The following is a 21,648-nucleotide window of genomic DNA, read 5'->3' on the forward strand; positions in this document are numbered from 1 at the left end:
ACCCGCAGGGGGTGTGCTTCCTGAACCGAGGGCGAGGGAAAATGTCTGGTAGCGGTATCAACTGGGTGAGGAGCCGGCCGGCTCATCACCGTGTCCGGAGGCTGATCGCGGCCGCGATGACCGCCGCCGTTGCGCTGGCCGTGGGTGTGACGCTGCCCGCGCCCGCCCAGGCCGCGGGGTACGTTGGCGAGAGCATCCTGCGGAGCAGGTTGACCAAGCAGTGCCTGGACAGCAATTTCGCCGGGCAGGTGTACACGCTGCCGTGCAGCGCCCGCGGCACCAACGACCACCAGATCTGGGAGCCGCTCCTTCAACTGCGCAGCGGCCCCGGCGGCCCCGCATATGACATCGTCGCCCTCAAGAACAAGGCGACAAAGATGTGCCTCGCGTTCGTTTACTCGGGCTCCAGGATCAAGACGACCTCCGAGTGCAGCGACGCCAATTCCGCTCTCGACCCCGAGTGGTATGCGCAGGGCACGGGCTGGAGGGACGTCGTCTTCTACCAGTGGCACGGCAACCCCAGCAGGAAGTGGACTCTGTTCACCGATGTATCCGGCGCTGTCTACTCGCAGATCACCGGCAACTACCAGAACGAGCACTGGCAGTTCGACTGGTAAACACCCGTCCGAGATCCCCGCGTAACTCATGGTGAGTCGCGCGAGCGTGAAGGTGTGTTGACTCCGGCCTCGCCGGGGGTGGACAGAGGTTGCATCTGCCCCCGGCGGGGCCGCGGTCATGATCCGCCTGGCTGTGACCGGGCGTACCCGCCGAAACAAGGAGCAGGCCGTCGGCCCGGCCTGGGCTGTCAGGAAACCACACGGTGCTCCTTTGCGGTTGATGCGAGACCCCCGATTTCCTCATGAGTGGAGGAAGAATGGCTGTCAGATTAGATGGCGGCGGCGCGCAAGGACGACGCGGGTGGGGCAGGATCGCGGTGGCGATCCTGGTCATGATGTCGATGGTGGTGAGCCTGGCGCGGACGGCCGAGGCCGCCGACGACCCGCCGCCCACCAGCTACACGATCTCCATCCCGCTGCCCGACGGCGTCGACCTCGCCAGGGTGCGCGCCGAGGTGGCGGATCTCAACAACCGGAATCCGCAGCTTAGCGACACGTTCCAGCAGGAGGCCGCGCACTACCCGTTCCGTCTCCAGGACGGGACGTTCACGGTGGAGCAGGACTTCGACGGCACTCTCGCCGTGACGGGTTCCATCCTGTCACTCACGATCGAGGCCGACGAGGTGCAGGCCAACAGTTTGAGCTGGTGGCAGGATGTCCTGTTGGCCGCCGCCAGTGGCCTCGCGGGACTGGCGGTCCGCATTCAGTGCGAGGGCTTTTTCGGTCTCGGTACCGGCGGGACGGGCAGCGTCTTCGCCGCGGCATTCTGCGTGGCCGTGGGCAGCGCCCTTGGCACCTTCATCTATCAGATGGTGAACATCTTCGCCGACGGCGCCCAGCAGGACGGGAGACGCTGGGGTAGGGCGGTGGGGCTCGCGGTGGTGGCGGCCCTGATAGGAGTCGCCTGGGAAGGGGGGCTCAACACCTGGGCCCGCACCAAGCTCCCGGGCATTATGCGGAACGTGGGCCGATGGGTGAAGGATACCGGCCGGAGCCTCACGGGCTGGGCGAGAGGGGCCGGATCCCGCCTCGAACAGGTCGGCGAGGCGATCGACATGAACGCCGGCCCCTTCGCCGAGAGCCTGGCGGACGCGCTGGAGGAAGGCGCCGCGACCAACTCCGTGAATCTGCGGGTCCTGCCGCTGGGTGACTCGATCACCTACGGAGACGGGACGCCGGACAGCTCCAGCTACCGGGCTCAGTTGTGGGGTCTTCTCCTCGCCGGTGACGTCGACCGTCTCGACTACGTCGGCTCCCAGAAGACCGGCCAACTGGCGGACCGGGACAACGAGGGGCATCAGGGCTGGACGATCAGTCAGATCAGCGCAATCGCGTCCTGCACGATGCGTGAATATCGGCCGAACGTCGTCACGCTGCACATCGGCACCAACGACATGGCCCGCAACATCGATGTGGCGGGCGCCCCCGAACGGCTGCGCGGCCTCATCCGCCAGATCCTCGCCGCCGGCCCGGAGACCACGGTCCTGGTCTCCACCCTCATTCCGTCGACGACACCGGCGATCATGAATCGCATCCAGCAGTACAACGCGGCGATCCCGGGGATCGTCGCCGGCTTCCAGGCCGCGGGCCGGGCCGTGTACTTGGTCGACATGGGCGCGGTCACACCGGGAGACATGACCGACTCCCTGCATCCGAACGCCAACGGCTACCGGAAGATGGCCGCGGCCTTCGACAAGACGATCAGCACCGCCCTGCGGTGGGGCGGCTTCCTGACCGCCAAGAACGGCGTCCCCGGAGCGTGCGGCACGACCCCCGAAGACCCTTCGGTCGCCGGCATGGACGGCTGGAACCGATTTGAGCGATTTGGGGGCATGATCGCCGCCGGCGTACCGGGCGGGACGCGGGAGGAGTTGCGGTTCGCCGACATCGACGGCGACGGCCGCGACGACTACCTGCTGGTCGACCCGCGGGGACGGGTACGCGCCTGGGGCAACGCCCTCCCCTCCGTGATCTGGACCCCATGGGGTGAGGTCGCCGCCGGTGTGCCGGGCGGGACGCGGGAGGAGTTGCGGTTCGCCGACCTCAACGGGGACGGCCGCGACGACTACCTCCTCGTCAGCCCGGAGGGACGGGTACGCGCCTGGGGCAACGCCTTCCCCTCCAAGATTTGGACCCCATGGGGTGAGGTCGCCGCCGGCGTACCGGGCGGGACGCGAGAGGGATTGCGGTTCGCCGACATCGACGGCGACGGCGCCGACGACTACCTGATGGTCGACCCGCAGGGACAGGTACGCGCCTGGGGGAACAAACTCCCCTCCAAGATATGGACGGAATTGGGCGTCGTCGCCTGGGGTGTCGGAGCGACCCAGCAGGAGGTGCGGTTCACCGACATCGACGGTGACAGCCGCGACGACTACCTGGTCGTGAACGCGCAGGGGAAGGTGCGGGCCTGGCTCAACACCATCGGCCAGTCCGGTGGCGGGTCGTGGCTGGTCCAGGGTGAGATCGCCTCCGGTGCCGGGGTGTCCAGGGAGAACGTCGAGTTCGCGGACGTCGACGGCGACGGCAACGCCGACTATCTGACGATCAACGCCGCCGGACAGGTCTGGGCGTGGCTGGGCGAGCGGTTCGCCGGGCCCGAGCGCTGGGATCCGCAAGGCATGATCGCCGCCGGGGTACCGGGCGGGACGCTGGAGGGGTTGCGGTTCGCCGACCTCAACGGAGACGGCAAGGCCGACTACCTGATGGTCGACCCACAGGGACGAGTACGCGCCTGGGGCAACAAACTCCCCTCCGTGATTTGGATCGAATGGGGCGAGGTCGCCGCCGGGGTACCGGGCGGGACGCGGGAGGAGTTGCGGTTCGCCGACCTCAACGGGGACGGCCGCGACGACTACCTCCTCGTCAGCCCGGAGGGACGGGTACGCGCCTGGGGAAACGCCTTCCCCTCCAAGATTTGGACCCCATGGGGCGAGGTCGCCGCCGGGGTACCAGGCGGGACACGGGAAGGGTTACGGTTCGCCGACATCGACGGCGACGGCCGCGACGACTACCTGATGGTCGGCCCGCAGGGACAGGTACGCGCCTGGGGCAACGCCTTCCCCTCCAAGATATGGACCGAATGGGGCGAGATCTCCTCAGGCATCGGCCTTCATGATTCGATGATCACCTTTGCCGACATCGACGGTGACGGCCGCGACGACTACCTGTCGGTCAACGGTCGAGGGCGGATCTGGGCCTGGCTGAACAACCGGGGTAGCGGGGGTCCGGACTGGCTCATTCAAGGTGAGATCGCGACCGGCGTCGGGGTGACCCGTGATCAGGTCTTCCTGGAGGACGTCAACGGTGACCGCCGCTTCGACTATCTGGTCTCCACCTCCGCCGGTGCAGTGACGGCCTGGCACGGCAACGGGCAGGTCCGCAAGGGCTGACCCGGACGCGGACCGGCCGGCGGCCTTCAAGGCTCCGGCCGGTCCGCGGCGTTCGGCTGTGCTCGGCCGACCCCCGCGTACACGCTGACGGTGTTGCCGCCGGGGGTGGCCTGTATCCACATGGTGAGACGGCTTGGCCTTTGAGTATCAAGGCACTTTATATTGGCGACTCGTCGGTATTTCCCCTATTACCGACTGGTTAACCCGCTTTGAAGGAAGATCGCCGTGCATCCAGCCACCTCGACCCCGCCACATACGCGCCGCCGCCTGGCCACCGGGCTCGCGCTGCTCACCCTCGCCACCCTCGCCGCCTGCGGATCGGCCGAGACCGCGACGACGAGCACCCCCACCGCCACCAGCGCCGCCCCCCAGAGCAGCCAGGCCACCGACCTGTCCGGCCAGGCCCAGCTCACCCCCGCCTACCAGGCCGACCCCGAGCTGCGCGCCAAACTCCCCAAGAGCATCCTCGACTCCGGCGTGGTGCGGACCGCCACCAGCGTCGGCCTGCCCCCGATCAACTTCCCCGGCCAGAGCTCCGACGAGGTGAAGGGCCTCAACGCCGACCTGGTGACCGCCGTCGAACAACTGCTCGGCGTGACCTTCGAGTCCGAGAACTTCCCCAGCACGGCGGCCCAGCTGCTCGCCCTCGACGCCAAGCGGATCGACCTGACCACCTCCACCAACGGCGACACCAAGGCCCGCCAGGAGAAGTACGACTTCGTCGACACCCTGATCTCCCGGAACGTCCTCATGATCAAGAAGGGCAACCCGGCGGGGATCCAGTCGGCCGCCGATGTCTGCGGCAAGAACTTCGGCGAGGTCAAGGGCTCCTTCTCGGTCCTGTCCGTGCTCCAGGAGGTGTGCGGGAAGGCCGGGGCGGCCGAGCCGGTCCTGTCCGGCTTCGAGGACATCCCGTCGATGCAGCTCGCCCTGGTCTCCGGCCGGATCGACACCTACGTGGGCAGCGACTTCAACGTGGTCTGGGACCAGTCCCAGGGCAAGCCGGTGGACGCCGTCCAACTGCCCGAGGCCGGCACCCTCGTCCTCGGCTGGACGGTGCCCAAGGGCCAGGACGGCCTCCGCGACGCGGTCCTCGGCGCGCTCCAGAAGCTCAAGCAGGACGGCTACTACGACAAGGCGTTCGAGCGCTGGGGGGTCGCCGACAACAAGCTCGACCCGGGCGTGAACATCGGCGACCTCGGAACGGGGTTCGCGAGTTGAGCGCCGCCCCTGGGCCCCTGTCCGGCCTCGTGATCGTCGACTTCACCCGGTTGATCGCCGGTCCGGGCGCGGGCGACCTGCTCGGCGCGCTCGGGGCCGAGGTGATCAAGGTGGAGGACGCGGCCGGCGACCCGATGCGGAACGCGCGCTCGCGCGGTGTGGGCCACGGCAGGACCGCGCCGTCCTTCGCCGCGTACAACGTGCACAAGCGGTCGGTCGCGCTGGACCTGAAGGACCCGGGGGACCACGCCGCCGCGCTGCGCCTGTGCGCCGGGGCGGACGCGGTGATCTCCTCGTTCCGGCCCGGGGTGATGGACCGCCTCGGCCTTGGCGTACGGGACCTGCGCGCCCGCAACCCCCGCCTGGTGGTGGGGCGGCTGTCCGCCTTCGGCGAGGACGGTCCCGACCGGGACCGCGGCGGGGTCGACATCGTCCTGCAGGCCGAATCCGGCCTGATGTCGGTCACCGGACAGCCCGGCGGGCCGCCGACCAAGGTCGGCGTGCCCATCGTGGACGCGGCCTCCGCCTATGTCCTCGCGCTCGGCGTGGTCAGCGCCCTGCTCGGCAGGGAACGCGGCACCCCGCCCGAGGAGGTGGCGGTGTCCATGCGTGACGTCGGGCTGCACCTGCAGGCCCAGCCGCTCGCCGAGTACCTGGAGTCGGGCGAGGAACCTGAGCGGGCCGGCAACCGGGCCCCGTACGCCGCGCCCGCCGACGTGTTCCGGGCCGCCGACGGCCTGCTGGTCCTGTCCGCCCATCTGCCGCAGCACTGGGCGCGGCTGTGCGACCTGCTCGGCCGCCCGCAGTGGCGTGACGACCCCCGGTACGCCACCGTGGGGGCCAGGGTCGCCAACCGGGAGGCGCTGACCGCGGCCATCGAGGACGTCCTGCGCCACCACCCCGCCGACCACTGGCTGGAACGGTTCGCCGCCGCCGGACTCACCGCGGGCCGGATCCGCACGTACGGCGAGGCCGCGGGGCCAGGGGCGATCCTGGCCGCCAGGGACGTCGACGGCAGCCCGATCCGCGTGGTCAGATCGCCGCTCCGCTTCACCGGCTGGGACGACACGGCGCTCGACCGCAGGGTGCCCCGCGTCGGCGAGCACACCGCGGCCGTTCTCGGCCGCCTCCCCGCAGGGGAGCCGGCATGACGGCGCTCAACGTGACGACTCTGGACGGCGGCGTGGCCGTCCTGGAGATGGCGCGGCCGGAACGGCTCAACGCCATCTCACGCGACCTGGCCCGCGAACTCACCGAGGCCCTCGACCGGCTCGCCACGGACGCCGCCACCCGCGCGGTCGTCCTGGCCGGGGCGGGCGAGCGGGCCTTCGGGGCCGGCATCGACGTACGGGAACTGGCCGAGCTGACCCCCGGGGAACGCGATGAGCAGCAGGACCTCATGGTCGGGCTGCAGCGCACGCTCAGCGACTACCCGCTGCCGGCCCTGGCCGCGGTGCACGGCATCGCCGCCGGGGCCTCGCTCCAGCTCGCGCTCCACTGCGACCTGCTGGTCGTCGGGCCCAGGGCCCGCCTGGGGATGCCCGAACTGGGCGCCGGACTGCCCGGCATCCTCGGCGCCTGGCTGGTCCACTCCCGCGTCGGGCCGCAGCTCGCCGCCGACCTGCTGCTCACCGGGCGCTGGCTGTCCGGCGAGGAGGCCGTCGCGGCGGGACTCGCCGCCCGGCTGGCCCCCCTCGGCGAGGAGCGCGCCACGGCCGTCGCCATGGCCAGACAGATCGCCACCCGGCAACCGGACGCGCTGACCGCCACCCACACCTGGCTCCGCCGGTTGCGGACCCAGGGGGCGGCGACCTTCGCGGACGCGGTCGCGACCGCCTCCGGCGCGCTGCACGCCGCCAACCGCCGCTGGGAGGGCTCCGATGGGTGAACACGCAGGACTGGACGTGGCCGCCGTCCGGGCCGACCTGCCCGCGCTGGCCGGGCTGGTCTACCTGAACACCGGGACCGCCGGCCCGCTGCCCCGCCGGGTGCGGGACGCGATGACCGCCGCGCTCGACGCCGACCTGGCGCGCGGACGCGCCTCGGGACGGCGGTTCGCCCGGATCGCCGAAGGGCTCCGGGAGGCCCGTGCGCTCCTGGCCGGCCTGGTACACGCGGACGCCGCCGAGATCGTCCTCACCACCGGCACCACCGACGGGATCCAGCGAGTCCTTGCCGCACAGCCGTGGTCCCCCGGCGACCACGTCCTGACCACCTGCCTGGAACACCCGGACGTACTGGAGGCGGTACGCGCCGCCGCCCGCCGCCACAACCTCCACGTCGACGTGGCGGGCGAGCCCGAGCAGTCGGCCGAGGAGATCGCAGCGAGCGTGCTCGCCCGGATCGGCCGGGCCCGGCTGGCCGTCGTCTCGCACGTCGGCTACGCCACCGGGGCGGTCCTCCCGGTCGAGCGGATCACGGCGGAGGCCCGGCGGCACGGCGCGCTCGTCCTGGTGGACGGGGCGCAGGCGGTCGGCGCCATCGACGTGGACGTGGCCGCGCTGGGCGCCGACTTCTACGCCTTTCCCGGGCAGAAGTGGCTGCTCGCCCCGGAGGGCACCGGGGCGCTCGTGGTCCGCGGGGCGGGCCTGCCCGCGTCCGGCACCAGTCCGGGGCTGCTCTGGGCGGGTCTGCGCGAAGCCGTACGGTGGCGGCGGGAGCACGGTCATCAGGACCTGCTCGACGCGGTGGCGCGGGGGGCCGGGCTGGCCCGGCGGCTGCTCGCCGACATCCCCGGCGTCCGGGTGCTGACCCCGGCGCGGCACGCGGGCCTGGTCGCCTTCCGCGTCCCCGGGGCCGATCCGCTCGGCGTCGCCGCTGAGCTGGGGGCCAGGCGGATCGCCGTCCGGGGCATTCCCGAGAGCGACGCCGTACGGCTGTCCTGCGGTCCTTTCACCACCGAGGACGAGCTCGTCCTCGCGGCGCGGGCCGTTGCGGAGGTGACCGGCCGATGAGCCTCTCCCCCGACGAGACCCTGCTCAGGGACCGGCTCGGCATCGAGGTGCTCACCGCGGCCCCGGCCAGGGTCACCGCCAGGATGCCGGTGCGCGGCAACCGCCAGCCCATGGGCCTGCTGGCCGGAGGCGCCTCCTGCATGCTGGCCGAGAGCGTCGCCTCGCAGGCCGCCAACCTGTACGCGGCCCAGTTCGGTGCCACTGCGGTCGGGGTGGAGCTGAACGCCACCCACCACCGTTCGGTGCGCGAGGGGAACGTCACGGCCGTCGCCGAGGCCATCCACCTGGGGCGGACGCTGGCCGGTTACGACGTCGTCATCACCGACGACCACGGCGCGCGCGTCTGCACCGCCCGGGTGACCTGCCTCATCGTCGGCCCGCGTACGGAGGAATCGTGACAGGCCCCGAAACGGCGGAGACGCCGGTCCTGGTCGGCAGGCGGCACCCCCTGCGGTGGGCGGCCGGGGCGCTCGCCCTGCTCGCCGTCGGGGCCTGCGCCGTGTCGCTGGCCCGCAACCCGGCCATGGAGTGGCCGGTGGTCGCGGAGTACTTCCTGGCCATCCAGGTGCTGGAGGGCCTCTGGCTGACCGTCTGGCTCACCCTGGTGGTCACCACGCTGGGATTCCTCGCCGGGATCGCGGTGGCCGCCATGCGGCTGTCGGCCAACCCCGTGCTCCAGGCGATCAGCTGGGCGTACGTCTGGTTCTTCCGGTCGGTGCCCGTCCTGGTGCAGCTGCTGTTCTGGTTCAACATCGGCTACCTGTATCCCACCCTCTCCCTCGGCATCCCCGGCGGGCCGACGCTGCTCTCCGGCAGCTCCAACGAGCTGATCAGCGCCACCACCGCCGCCGTACTCGGGCTCACCCTGCACGAGGCGGCGCACGCCGGGGAGATCATCCGGGGCGGGATCCTCGCCGTCGACCCCGGCCAGCTCGAAGCGGGCACCGCGCTCGGGCTCCGCCGGTCGCGGATCTTCCGCAAGGTGGTGCTGCCGCAGGCCATGCGGAGCATCGTCCCCGCCACCGGCAACCTGCTCATCGGGACCCTCAAGGGCACGTCGATCGTGAGTGTGATCGCGGTGAACGACCTCCTCTACTCCGTGCAGTACATCTACAACCGGACCTACGCCATCGTCCCGCTGCTCGCCGTGGCCACCGCGTGGTACCTCATCGTCACCTCGGTGCTGTCGGTGGCGCAGTACCACGTCGAGCGGTACTTCGCCCGGGGGTCGCGGCGCGCGCTGCCGCCCTCGCCGTGGCAGCGGGCCCGCCGCGCCCTGGGGTGGGGCCGATGAGCGGGCAGCCCATGGTCCGCCTGGTCGGCCTGCGCAAGAGCTACGCGGGGACGCCCGTGCTCCGCGGCGTCGACCTGGAGGTCGCCCGCGGCGAGGTGGTCTGCCTGGTCGGCGCGTCCGGCTCGGGCAAGAGCACCCTGCTCCGCTGCGTCAACCACCTGGAGACCCCCGACGCGGGCTTCGTCGAGGTGGACGGCGAGCTGATCGGCTACCGGCCGGACGGCAGGGGCCGGCTGCGGGCCCTCCCCGAGGGCCGGATCCGCCGCCAGCGGGCCGACATCGGCATGGTCTTCCAGAGCTTCAACCTGTTCCCGAACCTCACCGCGCTGGAGAACGTCGTCGAGGCGCCGATCTCGGTGCGCGGCCTGTCCAGGGCCGAGGCGCGGGCGCGGGCGTCGGAGTTGCTCGCCCAGGTCGGCCTGGCGGGCCGGGAGCACAGCTACCCGCGCCGGCTCTCCGGCGGCCAGCAGCAGCGGGTGGCCATCGCCCGCGCGCTGGCGATGCGGCCGAAGGTCATGCTCTTCGACGAGCCAACCAGCGCCCTCGACCCCGAACTGGTCGGCGAGGTCCTGCAGACCATCCAGACCCTCGCCGGGCAGGGCATGACGATGCTCGTCGTCACCCACGAGCTGGCCTTCGCCAGGGACGTCGCCGACCGGGTGGCCTTCGTCGACGAGGGTCGCATCCTCGAACTCGGCCCGCCGGAGGACGTACTGACCACCCCCGGCCACCCACGGACCCGCGCCTTCCTGGGGCGGCTGGCCCAGACCACGACAAGGGAGCCCTGATGACCGACGAGGTGACCACGATCTGGTACACCCGGTGCCCGGTGCCGACGGCGTCCGGAGTCGCCCTCGACACCGGACGGCTGGCGGCGAGGCTGGCCGGGCTGACCGTGGCCCCGCTCCGCGCCAGCGGAGTCACCGAGGCCCATTTCGACCATCGCCTGCCCGCGCTGTTCCGGGAGGGCGGCAACGTGCCCGCCCTGTGGGCGCGGTCCAGGGGCGAGCGGACCCGGCTGGTCGGCCTGACCTGGGTCCCCGAACTCCAGGCGGTCGTCACCCGCAGGGACAGCGGGATCACCGGGCCGGGCGACCTGGCCGGGCGGCGGCTGATCCTGCCCACCCACGGCGGCGAACGGGTGGACTTCTTCCGCGCCATGGCGCTGCGCGGATTCGACGCCACCCTCCGCTCCGCCGGACTCGCCCTGGCGGACGCCGTCCTGGTGGACGCGCCCGCCCCGCTGCCGCAGACCGAGGACGTCGGCGCGGACGGCTTCTACGGCGCCACCGTGGCGGCCCTGCGCGCGGGCCTCGGCGACGCCGCGTACGTGAAGGGGGCGCCGGGGGCCGACGTGATGGCCTACGACGACCTGGTCTGCGTCCACGACCTCAACCGCACGGCCGACCCGCGTCTCCAGATCAACAACGGCACGCCCAGGACGCTGACGGTCAGCGCCGACCTCGCCGACCGGCGCCCCGACCTGGTCGCCCGGTACATCGCCGCGCTCCGCGACGCGGCCCGCTGGGCGGCCGGGCATCCGGAGGAGACCGCCGGGATCGTCGCCGCCGAGACCGGTTCGACCCGCGCGGGGGTGGCCCGCGGGTACGGCGACACGCTGCACCACCGGCTGGAACCCGAGCTCCGCCCGGAGTGGATCGCCTACCTGGAGGACCAGAAGCGATTCCTGCTCCACCACGGCGTGCTCCCCCACGACTTCGCCATCGGCGAGTGGATCGACCCAGGTCCGCTGGCCGCCTCAGACGCCTACCTCACCACGGACACGGAGGACATCGCATGAGCATCACCATCGGCACCCACCCCAACAACCTGGCGACCTGGATCCTCAGCCACGTCGAGGCCCTGCAGGAACCACTCCGGCAGGTCGCCCGGGACGTCGCTTTCGTCCGCTACGACGACGGCCGCCGCACCACCGGCCTGCTCGTCGAGGGCGCCATCGACGTGGGCGCCACCGGCTCCACCCCGCCGATCGTGGCCCAGGCCCAGGAACTGGACGTCGTCTACCTGGCCACCTCCCGGCCGCACCCCGACCCGGGCGGCATCGTGGTCCCCGCGGACTCGCCGATCCGCACCCTGGCCGACCTGCGCGGGCGGAGCATCGCCTTCACGGTCGGCTCCTGGCAGACCCACGCCCTGGCCGTCGCGGTCGACCGAGCCGGGCTGGCCTGGGAGGACGTGACCGTGGTCGACGTCGCGGCCACCGCCAAGGGCGAGGACTTCCTGGCCGCGGGCACCGACAGCTGGCTGGTGGTGGACCCGGCCTACAGCGGGCTGCGGGCCATCGCCGACGTCCGGGTGGTCGCGCCCACCGAGGAACTGGTGCGCAACCGCTCGGTCTTCTTCGGGCGCGGCGCGTGGGTGCGGGAGCACCCGGAGGAGGCCCGCGCCTTCGTGGCCGCGCTCGCCGCCACCGAGGAGTGGGCGGCCGGCCATCTGGACGAGGTGGCCGAACTGCTCTCCCGGAGCAGCCGGGGCGGCGCCCCCGCCACCTGGCGGGCCGCGCTGGCCACCAGGCACTGGGGAGTGCACGCCGTGGACCCGGCATTCCTGGCCGAGCAGCAGCACGCGGCCGACCTGTTCCACCGGTTCGGCGTCATCCAGAGGCCGATCACCGTGGTGGCCGCGGTGGCCGCGTGACGGGACCGGCGGGACGCCGCCACGTCCCGCCGGTATACCCTGCCCTGGTGTCGAAGCCCATCAGAAGAGGGCAGGACGACGTCGTCTCCCCCCAGCAACTGCGGCTGCTCTACGCGATCGGCCGCCTCGACCGCGGCATCCAGCGGGAACTGGAACAGGGCCTGCGGCCGCTCGGTCTCTCCCCGACCCAGTACGCCACCCTGACCATCCTCCGGGCGCGCAGCGGGCTCAGCAACGCCCAGCTCGCCCGGCGCGCGTACGTCACCCCGCAGGCGATGAGCCAGGTCCTGGCCTCGCTCATCGCGGCGGACCTGATCTCCAGGACCCCTTCAGGGGAGAACCAGCGCGTACTGGAGACCCGGCTCACCCCCAAGGGGCACGAGGTCACCGCCCAGTGCGACCTGATCGCCGACGAGATCGAGGACCGCATGCTGGAGGGCGTCCCCGCGGCGGACCGGCAGACCCTGCTGGCCGCCGTCCGGGCCTGCGTCCAGCGGATCAACGCGGGTCTGCCGGGGACCTGACCAGGACGCGGTAGAGGGCGAGTTGCCGCCGGGCCGCCTCGGCTCCCGGATGATCTGCGCGGCCGTCCACTGGTCTTCCCGGATCTCTCCGGGAAGGGTCACCACCCGCAGGACCTCATTCGATCTCGACCACGACGGGCGTCACGAACCGCACCCACGCTGTCGTCACCTTCGCCGCCGGGCTCGCCTTCTCCTCCACGAGGCCCGATCATGCCGGGCGGGGCACCGCGGACGCGGGCCGGTGACGGGATCAGCTGAGCTGCTCGGCCAGCGCGATGATGAACCCCTCGGGGCCACGGACGTAGCAGAGCCGGTAGCTGTCCTCGTACTGGGCCAGCTCACCGACGAGTTCGGCGCCGTGAGTGCGCAGGCGGGCAACGACGTCCTCGATGTCCTCGACGGCGAACATGACGCGATGCATGCCCAGCGTGTTGTGCGGCGGGTTATGCGGGCTGGCGCCGATCGCCGCGGGGGTGTGGTATTTCGCCAGTTCCAGCCGGCCGTGGCCGTCCGGGACCCGCATCATCGCGATGTCGCAGCGGACGCCGTCGAGTCCGACGGTGCGGTCCGCCCAGAGGCCCTCGATCTGCGCTTTGCCCTCCAGCTCCATGCCGAGTTCTACAAAGAACGCAATGACAGCCTCAAGGTCGTCGACGACAATGCCGACGTTGTCCATCCGCCGGAGCGTCATGGTGGTTCTCCTTTGTCGCACGGCCCGTCGTGGGCCACTGGTGTACCCAGGACGGAGCCATCCCCACGTTCTCGACACTGGGACGCGTGCTGAGTTCTGGCTCCTGCTTCCGGCGCGTCACCGCCATGGGAACGAAAAGTCCCGCTAAGCCGGGGCCCGCTGCGCCGCTTGTGGCGTGACTTTTCGTTCCGATGTCGCTCGGCTGGGAAAGCAGGCTGGTCCCCTTCGGTGCGTTTATGCGCGTAGTCGTTGCTTCAAGGGCCTGGTGCACAACACCGAGTTGGCCGACCGGCACATCGAGGCTCCTGAACAAGTCGTCCAGGTCGGCGACGAGGTCCGTGTGAAGATCCTCGAAATCGATCTTCACCCTCGCCGCATCATCCTCTGTGATCGCTACCCACGGGCGCGCCCCGGACGCCGGGTAGATTCACTCCCGATTGCGGGATCATCGACGTCCCGCCCAGGGGCACCAGGAGCCGTTGATGCATCACCGGGACGGGCTGCAGGCGGCGCGCCTGACGGCCTACCAGGCCATTTCCACGGACCTGTCGCTGCTGAGCGACCGCCACCTCGGCGACGCCATGGCTGCGGCCACCCCACATAGATCTGGCATCGGCGGCAGGTCGGCGGAGCTGGAGGTCGGCGGGAGGCAGGTGTTCGTCAAGCGTGTCCCCCTGACCGACCTGGAAACACGGCCGCAGAACATCCGATCGACGGCGAACCTGTTCAGACTGCCCACCTTCTACCAGTACGGCATCGGCTCGGCCGGGTTCGGGGCCTGGCGCGAGCTGGCCGCACACACCATGACCACCAACTGGGTCCTGGCCAACCAGTACGCGGGCTTTCCGCTGATGTACCACTGGCGCATCCTGCCCGACTCCCCTCCCGAAGGATTCGCCGACGAGTTCGGCGGCATCGACGGAGCGGTCGCACACTGGGAAGGTTCACCAGCCGTGCGAGAACGGCTGGAAGCCATCGGCCGCTGCTCCCTCAGTCTGGTGCTGTTCCTGGAACACCTCCCGCACACGCTGGCCGCCTGGCTGACCGACCACCACGATGCCGCCGTGTGGGCCGAACAGGCCCTCGCCCGCGGGACCGCCTTCATGAACTCCCACAGGTTTGTGCACTTCGACGCCCACTTCGACAACATCCTGACCGACGGGCGGCTGCTCTACTTCGCCGACTTCGGGCTCGCCCTCAGCTCCCGGTTCGACCTGTCAGCCGCCGAGGCCCGATTCCTGTCCAGCCATCTCACCTACGATCGCTACTACACCGCAAGCCGCCTGCTCCACCACCTGCTCCGCAACCTGACCGACGGCGCGCGCGGCGACACCGTAAACGAGAGCTTCCTCCGCGACTGGACCGCACACGCCATCGGGCACGAACGCCTCCCGCCCGCTCTCACCACGATCATCGACCGGCACGCCGGGCCAACACTCATCCTGGACAGCTTCCACAGCCGTCTGATCACCCATAGCAGGCAGACGCCCTATCCGGCCGACGAACTCGAGCTCGCCGAAGCCTTCCGACACGCCTCTCCGCACTGAACGACCCGGTTCGACATCTGACCAATTCTCCGGAACAGGGAAACGATCAAAGCGCATCCGGCAAGCTTCCGACCACTTCGGCGCCGAGTTCTTGCCTCATCGTGTTTGCGATGCAAACATGTTTGTATCGCAAACGTCGAAGGAGGTTCGGACATGCCCAACGACCCGGCCGGTGAGGCCAGCCAGTTACTCGGTGACGTGCACGCCCTGCGAAACCGCGCCCGCGCGGACCGACACGCCTTCCGCTTCCCGCTCTTGTACTTCGGGACCTTCACCCTGGCCACCGCTCCGCTCTACGTCCTCAACTACGCCCTGTTCCTCCCGGGCGGATGGATCGACCTGGTCTGGCTGGCCGGACTGATCATCGGTGCGGTGCTGACCATCTGGTGGTACCGTCGCCACGGCGACCGCTCCGGAATCCAGACGTCGGCCAGGAAATCCTTTCTCGTCTGGACCGGCGCGGGAGCGGCCCCGCTCGTGTGGATTCTCGTGGTCCCAGTGTTCTTCTTCCTGTGGCCGTTCTTCGTGCGCGGCACCTTCGGCCTGCTGGCCATAGCCCTCGGCCTGATCGCGCTGGCCCGCGCAGAACGCAGCCGCCGGTTGTGGATCATCACCGGGCTGTACACGGCGGCGGCGATCCCCGCCGTCGTCTACAACATGGAGAACCAGTACTACCGCCTGTTCCACCTGTTCGGCGTCTCCGCCGAGGACATGCCCTACAGTCTCATCCAGGGCAGCCCCGTCCTGCTCCCCGCCCTGATTCTCCTCATCGGCGGACTGACGACCCGTAGGACCGTATGACCCACCCAACGGGACAGCTGAACGACACCGTCCACCAGCGCCATCGGCTCGGCATTCTCACCATCGCAAGCGAGGCGTCCCGGGTCGAGTTCACCTACCTGTGTGAAGCGCTCGAACTGACCAGGGGGAACCTCAACCGGCATCTCGCCGTGCTGGCGGAGGCCGGGCTGGTCACCCTGGAGAAGGGGTACGACGGCACCCGACCGAAGACGTGGATCGTGATCACCAAGCCGGGGCGTACCGCGCTGGCGGCCGAGATGGACGCGCTTGAGCAGCTGATTCGCCGCCATCGGGGCGACTAGGACGACTCCCGCACGACGAGTTCAGCCCACCATCCACCGCAGTGGGCAGACGCGACGGAAACCCCCGGACACGGCCCGACAGCGTGGCCGCCAACCGCACCTACCTGCGGTGGAGCAAGATCCGGCACATCACTCCCGAGCCCCGTGACCAGCGAGCAAACCGGCGCCAGCGTGGGTCGGCGGGAGAGGTTGGCCCTGAGCTGAAGGAGAGCGCGGAAATATACGTGATTTCGTAGGCTGTACCTCTGTCAGTTCTTCCATCATGAAATGGAGAGGTTTGACGTGCGAGCCACCAATAAGCCCCGCAGAATCCTGGTCGCCATCGCCGCGCTGATCGCTGCCACGGTGACTACCGTGGCGTTGTTCGCGCCCGCGCCGGCCGACGGAACCCTGGCGAAGAAGTCCCCCTACAACCACGGAGGCTGATCTCCGGAGTTTGGTCCGTCGGCGGGAAACGGCGCGCCGTGACCGGGCACGAGAAACGCCGGTCACGACGCTCCCTTCCAGGGTGATCGCCGGTGGAGACGATGCCCAGGTTATGCCCGCCCACCCGAACCGATCGTGATCCGGGCGGTTCCGCCCCGCCCCCGGCCAGCCCGACGGGACCGGCGGGCTGATCCGCCACCGTTCCAGGTCGGAGATGCGGCGGCCTTCCGGCACCGCAGCAGGTCCGACGTCCTTGCCGTTGCGACGACGAGCGTCAGCCAGGCACGCAGGAGCCTCACGGCGGTGGCCTCTCGATGGGCGGCGCACGGACAGTCCGAATATGCGCCGCGTCCGACTGGGCCGCCGGTGGGCTACCCTCCGATTGCCCTGATCAATAGGTCAGGATGAGACCCTTCTCCAGGTAGCCGCGCGCGATGTGCTTGGCGTAGCCGCCTTGGTGGTGCTGTCGATGGCAGCAGGCCGTTCTGCGTACCGAAGAAGCCTCGCCGCCCCAGACCCTCCACCGCGGCGCCGCGATTGCTTGTTACCGGCGAACTGATCCCTCACGGCAAATCGGGACTGACAAGTTTTGTGCAGTTCTCATAAGTAGGATCGTCCGCGTGGATCTGGACGACATCGCCGCCCGGCTCGGGGTGCCTGTCGAGGACGTCGACCGTGTGCACCGGCTCGCCGGGGACCGGCCGTCGGCTCCGCTGCCCGCCAAGGCCGACGCGCCCGCGATCCTCGACCGGCTCGGGGTGCGGGCGGACGATGCCGCCGAAATCATGGCGGGCTGGCCCGACCCAGGCTCTCCGCTGTGGACTCCGGAGCTGCGCTGGCTGCTCGACCGCTCGATCGCCCTGGTCCGGGCCGATCTCGGGGGCCACGGCTGGCTGTCGCCCGGTCCGGAGCTGCCGCGCGAACGGGGACCCGCCTGGCGGCATCTCTACGTGTACGCGTACCTGGCCCTGCTCGACGTCGTCACGGGGTACCACCGCGAGCACGGCATCGCCGATGCCGTGTCGTGGGCGACCCTCGCGGACCTGGGCCGCAACCTGGCGATCGACCGGCGGATGCACCGCGAGGGCTGGCCGGTCATGCAGAGCTGGCTGACGCTGCACGCGCGCGGCGGCGTCTACGAGCTGGGCCGGCTGCACCACCAGCGCGGCGGCACCTCCATCGACGTGCACATCCCCGAGTCGGGGCCGATGACCCCCGAGGCGGTCGACGCGTCGCTCGAGGAGGCCCGTGCGTTCTTCCCACGCCACTTTCCCGACGAGCGCTACACCGCGTTCTCCTGCGGCTCGTGGCTGCTGGACCCGCAGCTGCTGGAGTACCTGCCCGGGGACTCCAACATCGTCCGGTTCCAGCGGAGGTTCGAGCTGGAGCCCTACGAGGAGCCGGAAGGGCTGGACGCCGACGTCGAGGTGCTGCGGTTCGTGTTCCGCACCCTGACCACGCCGCTCGACCAGCTGCCGCGCCGCACCGTGCTCCAGCGCGCGATCGTCGACCACCTGAAGGCCGGCCGCCACTGGTACTGGCGCCGCGGCCGCTTCCCGATCTAGGCCTCAGTTAAGGCTTCGAGGCCGGCAGCGTTCTTCCCGTCGGCCCGCAAGCCCTCGTGGAGGTGATCAGCCGTTTGGGTTGATCCATAGCTGGACTGCCAGGCCAATGCCGATCAAGGCCACCAGCCAGCGCAGCAGAGGGGCCGGTAGGCGCCGTGCGACGCGGGGGCCGAGCGTGGAGCCGAAGAACATGCCCAGTCCCAGCGGTGCGACGGCCGTCCAGTCGACAGGGCCGAAAACGGCGAAGGTAGCGGCGGAGAGGAGCGTCCCGGCGCCGAGGACCATGTTCTTCAGGGCATTGGCGGTGGCCAGACGGGGCTCTGAGGTGATCAGGAGGAGCGCGAGGATCATCACACCGGACCCGGCGCCGAAGTAGCCGTTGTACACCGACATCGTGATCAGTCCCAGCGGAAAGACCACACCACCCGCTCCTGAAGGACGGCCGCGCCGGTGGCGGGCGGCAAGCCAGGGCTGGGCGAGCAGAGCCAGCGAACCGGCGGCCACCAGGAACGGCACGACGCGGGCGAAGACGCCCGGCGGTGTGGACAGGAGCAGCAACGAGCCCGCCGCCCCGCCCAAGGCCGACGGCGGCACCCACCGGCCCAGCCACGGTCTATGGCCGACCAGTTCGGGCTGAGAGGCGAGGGCCGAGCCAGGCCAGCAGGCGGTGAGCGCGACGATGTTGGCCACGTTCGCCGACAGAGCGGGAAGCCCCACCGCGAGAAGGGCAGGATAGGAAATCAAAGAGGTGATCCCGCCCGCAGTGCCGACCACCCCGGCGAGTAATCCTGCGCCGACCAGCAATGCGACGTCGCCAAGGCCGGTCATGACCGGACCCTCCGTGCTGCGGCTACGGGCTTGACAGCCGTGACGAGGTTCACGGAAAGGCCCGGCCCGGCCGAAAGGTGGGCAGGCCGATGGAAGTTCATCCCGTCAGGGCGAAGGCCGAAAGCCTCCGCCCCGGCACCGCTCGGTCCAGTCCAAGTCGACCTTGCCCACCCATTCATTAACGCCACACCCCCGCCGTGATCACGGTTCGCGAGTATGACAGGGCCGGTGGCGTGGTGGATCGCGTTGACGATCACGTTCGGGACCGCTGTCGGATAATGTCAATCTTTTAGTAAATGCTCCTTTTTGTTAGCGTCCTTGCGCGATGTCCTTGATCACTGGCATGCCCAAGGAGCTTTGATGATCGTGTGGCCGTCCCTCCGCCTGAGAAGGGTGCACCCCCTGCTCGTCGTCGCAGCGATGACCTCGATAGTGTCCTCAGCCGGGCTCACCGCCCTCCCGGCCGAGGCCAACTCCACGACCGACGTCACGACGATCGAACGTACCTTTGTGTTGTCCCCGGTCGAGGACGTCGACGTGTCCGATTGGAACGACGAGAACTCGCCGGCCGGAAACTACAACGCTCATCTGTTCGCGGGCACCTACTACGGCCACCCGACCCGCGCGTTACTGAGGTTCGACACAGGCGTGCTGCCACTCGGCACCGTTACTTCCGCCACCTTGTCACTCTCCAACACCGCTGCGCCGAGTTGCGGCCCAGAGGTCGGAGAGGGCATCCAGGTTCGCCGCGTCACCAGCGCCTGGATCCAGGATTTCCTGCACTGGGGCAACAAGCCCGACTCGACGACCGAGGATGCCCAGATCGCCACCAAGGGGGTCACCCCGGAGTGCGAGACGTGGCCCGGCCGCGTTGAATGGCAGGTGACGGGTATCGTCCAGGACTGGGTGGACGGGGCGGAGAACCATGGTCTGGTGCTCCAGTCCCCGACCGAGGACACCAGCGTCGACAACTATCGGTGGTTCTGGGCCTCGGAGAACCCGGACCAGGATCCGCGGCACGACCCGCCCGTTCTCACGGTCACCGTCTCCGTGGTCTCTGCGCCCAGGGTCATCAGGTGTTCCCTTAGTCCGGTTGACCTGCCGATGAGCGGCGGCGTCCTGATACTCTCACTGACCCCGAGCGTCGGCATGATCGCGACCGACCCGGCCGGAGGCGCGATCGGCGAGGTCGAGATCGAGCACGACCCCGCCGCCACGGGCCAGGGCGCCGGCCAGGTCTGGAGCGCGTCCGCTGCCCGCAACGTCACGGTTCCCCCCGGCGTTCTGCAGAACGGCTGGGACATCCGCTGGCGGTGCCGCGCGGCGAACCCCGAAGCCGGAACACACTCCGACTGGCGGCCGTGGCAGTACGCCACCGTGGACGTGCCCGCCACCTGACCGCATCGTGGGCAGGACGCTCCCGTCGGCGTAACGCATGTCGTCCAGGAGCCACTTCCAGAGCCGCGCTGGTGGTCTCGTCGGGCATTCGGTTCGGTGGGAACGGCACGGGCGCGGACCGTGGCCGTCCAGCGGCGACTCCATGCCGCCGGAGTCGCCGCTGGACGAGGCGTGTTTCGCACGGATGCTTGAGGGGATCGCGCGCCGCAGCTACATCCCCGCTAGTCCTTGGCCATCACGGTGAAGGTGAACCCGGCGCTCGTCGACAGCGCAGTGGAATGTCGCACTTGATCCGGCGCAGCACCTCGTTCCTGCTGAGGCCGAGCCCCTGCGCGATGAGCCGCTCCGGGCGCACCGGTACCGGATCCTCGAAGACGACCTCCACCTGGACCGGCCACGCCTCGTCGAGCCATGCCGACGCGCGACGGCCCCGACCACAGCCAGCGCGGTCGGGACCCGTCACTAGGCAAGGCTCCGCGTCAGAGTGGGGTGAGGACGCAGAACTCGTTGCCCTCCGGGTCAGCCAGGCACGACCACGGGACGTCGCCCTGGCCGACGTCGATGTCGGTAGCGCCGAGAGCTCGCAGCCGGGCCACCTCCGCCGCTTGATCGTCACCGGGGTACGGCCGGAGGTCGAGATGGACGCGGTTTCTCACGGTCTTCACGTCGGGCGTGCGGAGGAACTCGAGATACGGGCCGACGCCCTTTGCGGAGCGCAGCGCCGCGTGGTCGTCGGTCACCTCGTGCAGGGTCCAGTCCATCGCCTCGTCCCAGAACCGGGCCATGGCCCGCGGGTCGGCGCAGTCGACGACCACCGCGGCGGTCGGACCGGTGTCCCGGTAGGTCGATCGAGGCTCCAGTACGCAGAACTCGTTGCCCTCCGGGTCGGCGAGGACCGTCCACGGCACGTCGCCCTGACCCACGTCGGCGGGCGTCGCACCGAGACCCCGGAGGCGCGCGACCAACTCCACCTGATGAGCGGCGGAGGTGGTGGCGAGGTCGACGTGCACGCGGTTCTTCACCGTTTTGGGTTTCGGGTCGCGGACGACGTCGATGCAGACGGCGGCGGGGTCGGGATAGACGAAGCCTTCGGGTTCGAGGTTGGTCACGCCGGGCCCCTCGCTGGAGGTACCCCAGCCGAGCGCCTGCGCCCAGAACCGGCCGACTGCGGAGTCATCCCCGGCTTTCATGTGGATCTGCACAAGCCTCGTTGCCATGCCGCCGATCCTATGTCCGCGCGGATCACATTCACGGCCCTCCGCTCGGGTCCGTGCGACCAGCCCCAAAGCGGCTGGGTGGGCGGCGAAGCAATAAAAGGGGAACCCTTGCCACTACCAGCGTATAGCGCATGGGGGGCCTTGCCACAAGGCCCCGGTCATACCGCACAATCACCCCTTCGACACCGGAACGTACGGAAAGTGGGGGCTCCG

General features: G+C 70.2%; 22 protein-coding genes and 2 pseudogenes. 20 read left to right on the forward strand and 4 right to left on the reverse strand.

The features are described 5' to 3' along the window. Nucleotides 1-116 precede the first annotated feature (116 nt). The 12 genes from KIP79_RS08665 to KIP79_RS08720 all read left to right on the forward strand — a co-directional run bounded on the left by KIP79_RS08665 (nucleotide 117) and on the right by KIP79_RS08720 (nucleotide 12,660). Nucleotides 117-617 carry a ricin-type beta-trefoil lectin domain protein gene (locus KIP79_RS08665; protein WP_214104172.1) on the forward strand — a complete coding sequence of 167 codons (501 nt, stop codon included), beginning with the start codon at nucleotides 117-119 and terminating at the stop codon, nucleotides 615-617. Nucleotides 618-874: 257 nt separating this feature from the next. Beyond that, nucleotides 875-4,009 carry an FG-GAP-like repeat-containing protein gene (locus tag KIP79_RS08670; RefSeq protein WP_214104173.1) on the forward strand — a complete coding sequence of 1,045 codons (3,135 nt, stop codon included), beginning with the start codon at nucleotides 875-877 and terminating at the stop codon, nucleotides 4,007-4,009. 225 nt (nucleotides 4,010-4,234) lie between these two features. Continuing rightward, nucleotides 4,235-5,230, forward strand: coding sequence for a transporter substrate-binding domain-containing protein (locus tag KIP79_RS08675; RefSeq protein ID WP_214104174.1), 996 nt, complete (start codon nucleotides 4,235-4,237; stop codon nucleotides 5,228-5,230). Continuing rightward, complete coding sequence (locus KIP79_RS08680) at nucleotides 5,227-6,381, forward strand: CaiB/BaiF CoA transferase family protein (RefSeq protein WP_214104175.1); 1,155 nt, start codon at nucleotides 5,227-5,229, stop codon at nucleotides 6,379-6,381. Before KIP79_RS08675 ends, KIP79_RS08680 begins: the two co-directional genes overlap by 4 nt. Further along, complete coding sequence (locus tag KIP79_RS08685; RefSeq protein WP_214104176.1) at nucleotides 6,378-7,118, forward strand: enoyl-CoA hydratase/isomerase family protein; 741 nt, start codon at nucleotides 6,378-6,380, stop codon at nucleotides 7,116-7,118. Before KIP79_RS08680 ends, KIP79_RS08685 begins: the two co-directional genes overlap by 4 nt. Further along, nucleotides 7,111-8,184 carry an aminotransferase class V-fold PLP-dependent enzyme gene (locus tag KIP79_RS08690; protein WP_214104177.1) on the forward strand — a complete coding sequence of 358 codons (1,074 nt, stop codon included), beginning with the start codon at nucleotides 7,111-7,113 and terminating at the stop codon, nucleotides 8,182-8,184. The genes KIP79_RS08685 and KIP79_RS08690 overlap by 8 nt, the downstream gene beginning before the upstream one ends. Next, nucleotides 8,181-8,582 (forward strand): PaaI family thioesterase, encoded by a 402-nt coding sequence (locus KIP79_RS08695; protein ID WP_214104178.1) that lies wholly within the window; start codon nucleotides 8,181-8,183, stop codon nucleotides 8,580-8,582. The genes KIP79_RS08690 and KIP79_RS08695 overlap by 4 nt, the downstream gene beginning before the upstream one ends. Continuing rightward, nucleotides 8,579-9,478 carry an amino acid ABC transporter permease gene (locus KIP79_RS08700; RefSeq protein ID WP_214104179.1) on the forward strand — a complete coding sequence of 300 codons (900 nt, stop codon included), beginning with the start codon at nucleotides 8,579-8,581 and terminating at the stop codon, nucleotides 9,476-9,478. Before KIP79_RS08695 ends, KIP79_RS08700 begins: the two co-directional genes overlap by 4 nt. Continuing rightward, nucleotides 9,475-10,266 carry an amino acid ABC transporter ATP-binding protein gene (locus tag KIP79_RS08705; protein ID WP_308169624.1) on the forward strand — a complete coding sequence of 264 codons (792 nt, stop codon included), beginning with the start codon at nucleotides 9,475-9,477 and terminating at the stop codon, nucleotides 10,264-10,266. Before KIP79_RS08700 ends, KIP79_RS08705 begins: the two co-directional genes overlap by 4 nt. Beyond that, complete coding sequence (locus KIP79_RS08710; protein WP_214104180.1) at nucleotides 10,266-11,279, forward strand: ABC transporter substrate-binding protein; 1,014 nt, start codon at nucleotides 10,266-10,268, stop codon at nucleotides 11,277-11,279. The genes KIP79_RS08705 and KIP79_RS08710 overlap by 1 nt, the downstream gene beginning before the upstream one ends. Continuing rightward, nucleotides 11,276-12,136, forward strand: a complete 861-nt coding sequence (locus tag KIP79_RS08715) for an ABC transporter substrate-binding protein (RefSeq protein ID WP_214104181.1) — start codon at nucleotides 11,276-11,278, stop codon at nucleotides 12,134-12,136. Before KIP79_RS08710 ends, KIP79_RS08715 begins: the two co-directional genes overlap by 4 nt. Before the next feature lie 47 nt (nucleotides 12,137-12,183). Then, on the forward strand, nucleotides 12,184-12,660 hold the full coding sequence (locus KIP79_RS08720) for a MarR family winged helix-turn-helix transcriptional regulator (RefSeq protein WP_214104182.1): 477 nt from the start codon (nucleotides 12,184-12,186) through the stop codon (nucleotides 12,658-12,660). Nucleotides 12,661-12,910: 250 nt separating this feature from the next. On the opposite strand, the gene KIP79_RS08725 is transcribed toward KIP79_RS08720, so the two are convergent. Continuing rightward, nucleotides 12,911-13,336, reverse strand: coding sequence for a VOC family protein (locus tag KIP79_RS08725; RefSeq protein WP_214104265.1), 426 nt, complete (start codon nucleotides 13,334-13,336; stop codon nucleotides 12,911-12,913). A gap of 215 nt (nucleotides 13,337-13,551) precedes the next feature. On the opposite strand from KIP79_RS08725, the pseudogene KIP79_RS46620 reads away from it, so the two are divergent. The 7 genes and pseudogenes from KIP79_RS46620 to KIP79_RS08750 all read left to right on the forward strand — a co-directional run. Next, nucleotides 13,552-13,736: pseudogene (locus KIP79_RS46620) on the forward strand (S1 RNA-binding domain-containing protein); the annotation flags it as partial. A gap of 97 nt (nucleotides 13,737-13,833) precedes the next feature. Beyond that, nucleotides 13,834-14,898, forward strand: a complete 1,065-nt coding sequence (locus KIP79_RS08730) for a protein kinase family protein (protein WP_214104183.1) — start codon at nucleotides 13,834-13,836, stop codon at nucleotides 14,896-14,898. 153 nt (nucleotides 14,899-15,051) lie between these two features. Next, nucleotides 15,052-15,699: a hypothetical protein gene (locus KIP79_RS08735; protein WP_214104184.1), complete on the forward strand. Its 648-nt coding sequence runs from the start codon at nucleotides 15,052-15,054 to the stop codon at nucleotides 15,697-15,699. Then, a complete protein-coding gene (locus KIP79_RS08740) occupies nucleotides 15,696-16,001 on the forward strand; it encodes a transcriptional regulator (RefSeq protein ID WP_214104185.1) in 306 nt (101 codons plus the stop codon). The genes KIP79_RS08735 and KIP79_RS08740 overlap by 4 nt, the downstream gene beginning before the upstream one ends. A gap of 56 nt (nucleotides 16,002-16,057) precedes the next feature. After that, a pseudogene (locus KIP79_RS50015) lies at nucleotides 16,058-16,186 on the forward strand (IS5/IS1182 family transposase); the annotation flags it as partial. A 97-nt stretch (nucleotides 16,187-16,283) separates the two neighbouring features. After that, complete coding sequence (locus KIP79_RS08745; RefSeq protein WP_214104186.1) at nucleotides 16,284-16,427, forward strand: hypothetical protein; 144 nt, start codon at nucleotides 16,284-16,286, stop codon at nucleotides 16,425-16,427. Between the two features lie 620 nt (nucleotides 16,428-17,047). Then, nucleotides 17,048-17,992, forward strand: coding sequence for an acyltransferase domain-containing protein (locus KIP79_RS08750; RefSeq protein WP_214104187.1), 945 nt, complete (start codon nucleotides 17,048-17,050; stop codon nucleotides 17,990-17,992). A gap of 66 nt (nucleotides 17,993-18,058) precedes the next feature. Here KIP79_RS08750 and KIP79_RS08755 read toward each other — a convergent pair whose 3' ends face one another. Continuing rightward, on the reverse strand, nucleotides 18,059-18,820 hold the full coding sequence (locus tag KIP79_RS08755; RefSeq protein ID WP_214104188.1) for a sulfite exporter TauE/SafE family protein: 762 nt from the start codon (nucleotides 18,818-18,820) through the stop codon (nucleotides 18,059-18,061). A gap of 360 nt (nucleotides 18,821-19,180) precedes the next feature. Here KIP79_RS08755 and KIP79_RS08760 point away from each other — a divergent pair, with 360 nt between their 5' ends. Next, a complete protein-coding gene (locus KIP79_RS08760) occupies nucleotides 19,181-20,218 on the forward strand; it encodes a DNRLRE domain-containing protein (protein ID WP_214104189.1) in 1,038 nt (345 codons plus the stop codon). 235 nt (nucleotides 20,219-20,453) lie between these two features. Here the strand turns inward: KIP79_RS08760 and KIP79_RS08765 are convergent, their stop codons facing one another. Both KIP79_RS08765 and KIP79_RS08770 read right to left on the reverse strand, forming a co-directional pair. Next, the gene (locus KIP79_RS08765; protein ID WP_372453542.1) at nucleotides 20,454-20,681 is read right to left on the reverse strand and encodes a DUF1062 domain-containing protein; all 228 of its coding nucleotides are present in this window, start codon (nucleotides 20,679-20,681) and stop codon (nucleotides 20,454-20,456) included. A 16-nt stretch (nucleotides 20,682-20,697) separates the two neighbouring features. Continuing rightward, nucleotides 20,698-21,435, reverse strand: coding sequence for a VOC family protein (locus KIP79_RS08770; RefSeq protein ID WP_250212881.1), 738 nt, complete (start codon nucleotides 21,433-21,435; stop codon nucleotides 20,698-20,700). Nucleotides 21,436-21,648 lie beyond the last annotated feature (213 nt).

Source organism: Acrocarpospora catenulata (genome assembly GCF_018476525.1).
Lineage (GTDB): Bacteria > Actinomycetota > Actinomycetes > Streptosporangiales > Streptosporangiaceae > Acrocarpospora > Acrocarpospora catenulata.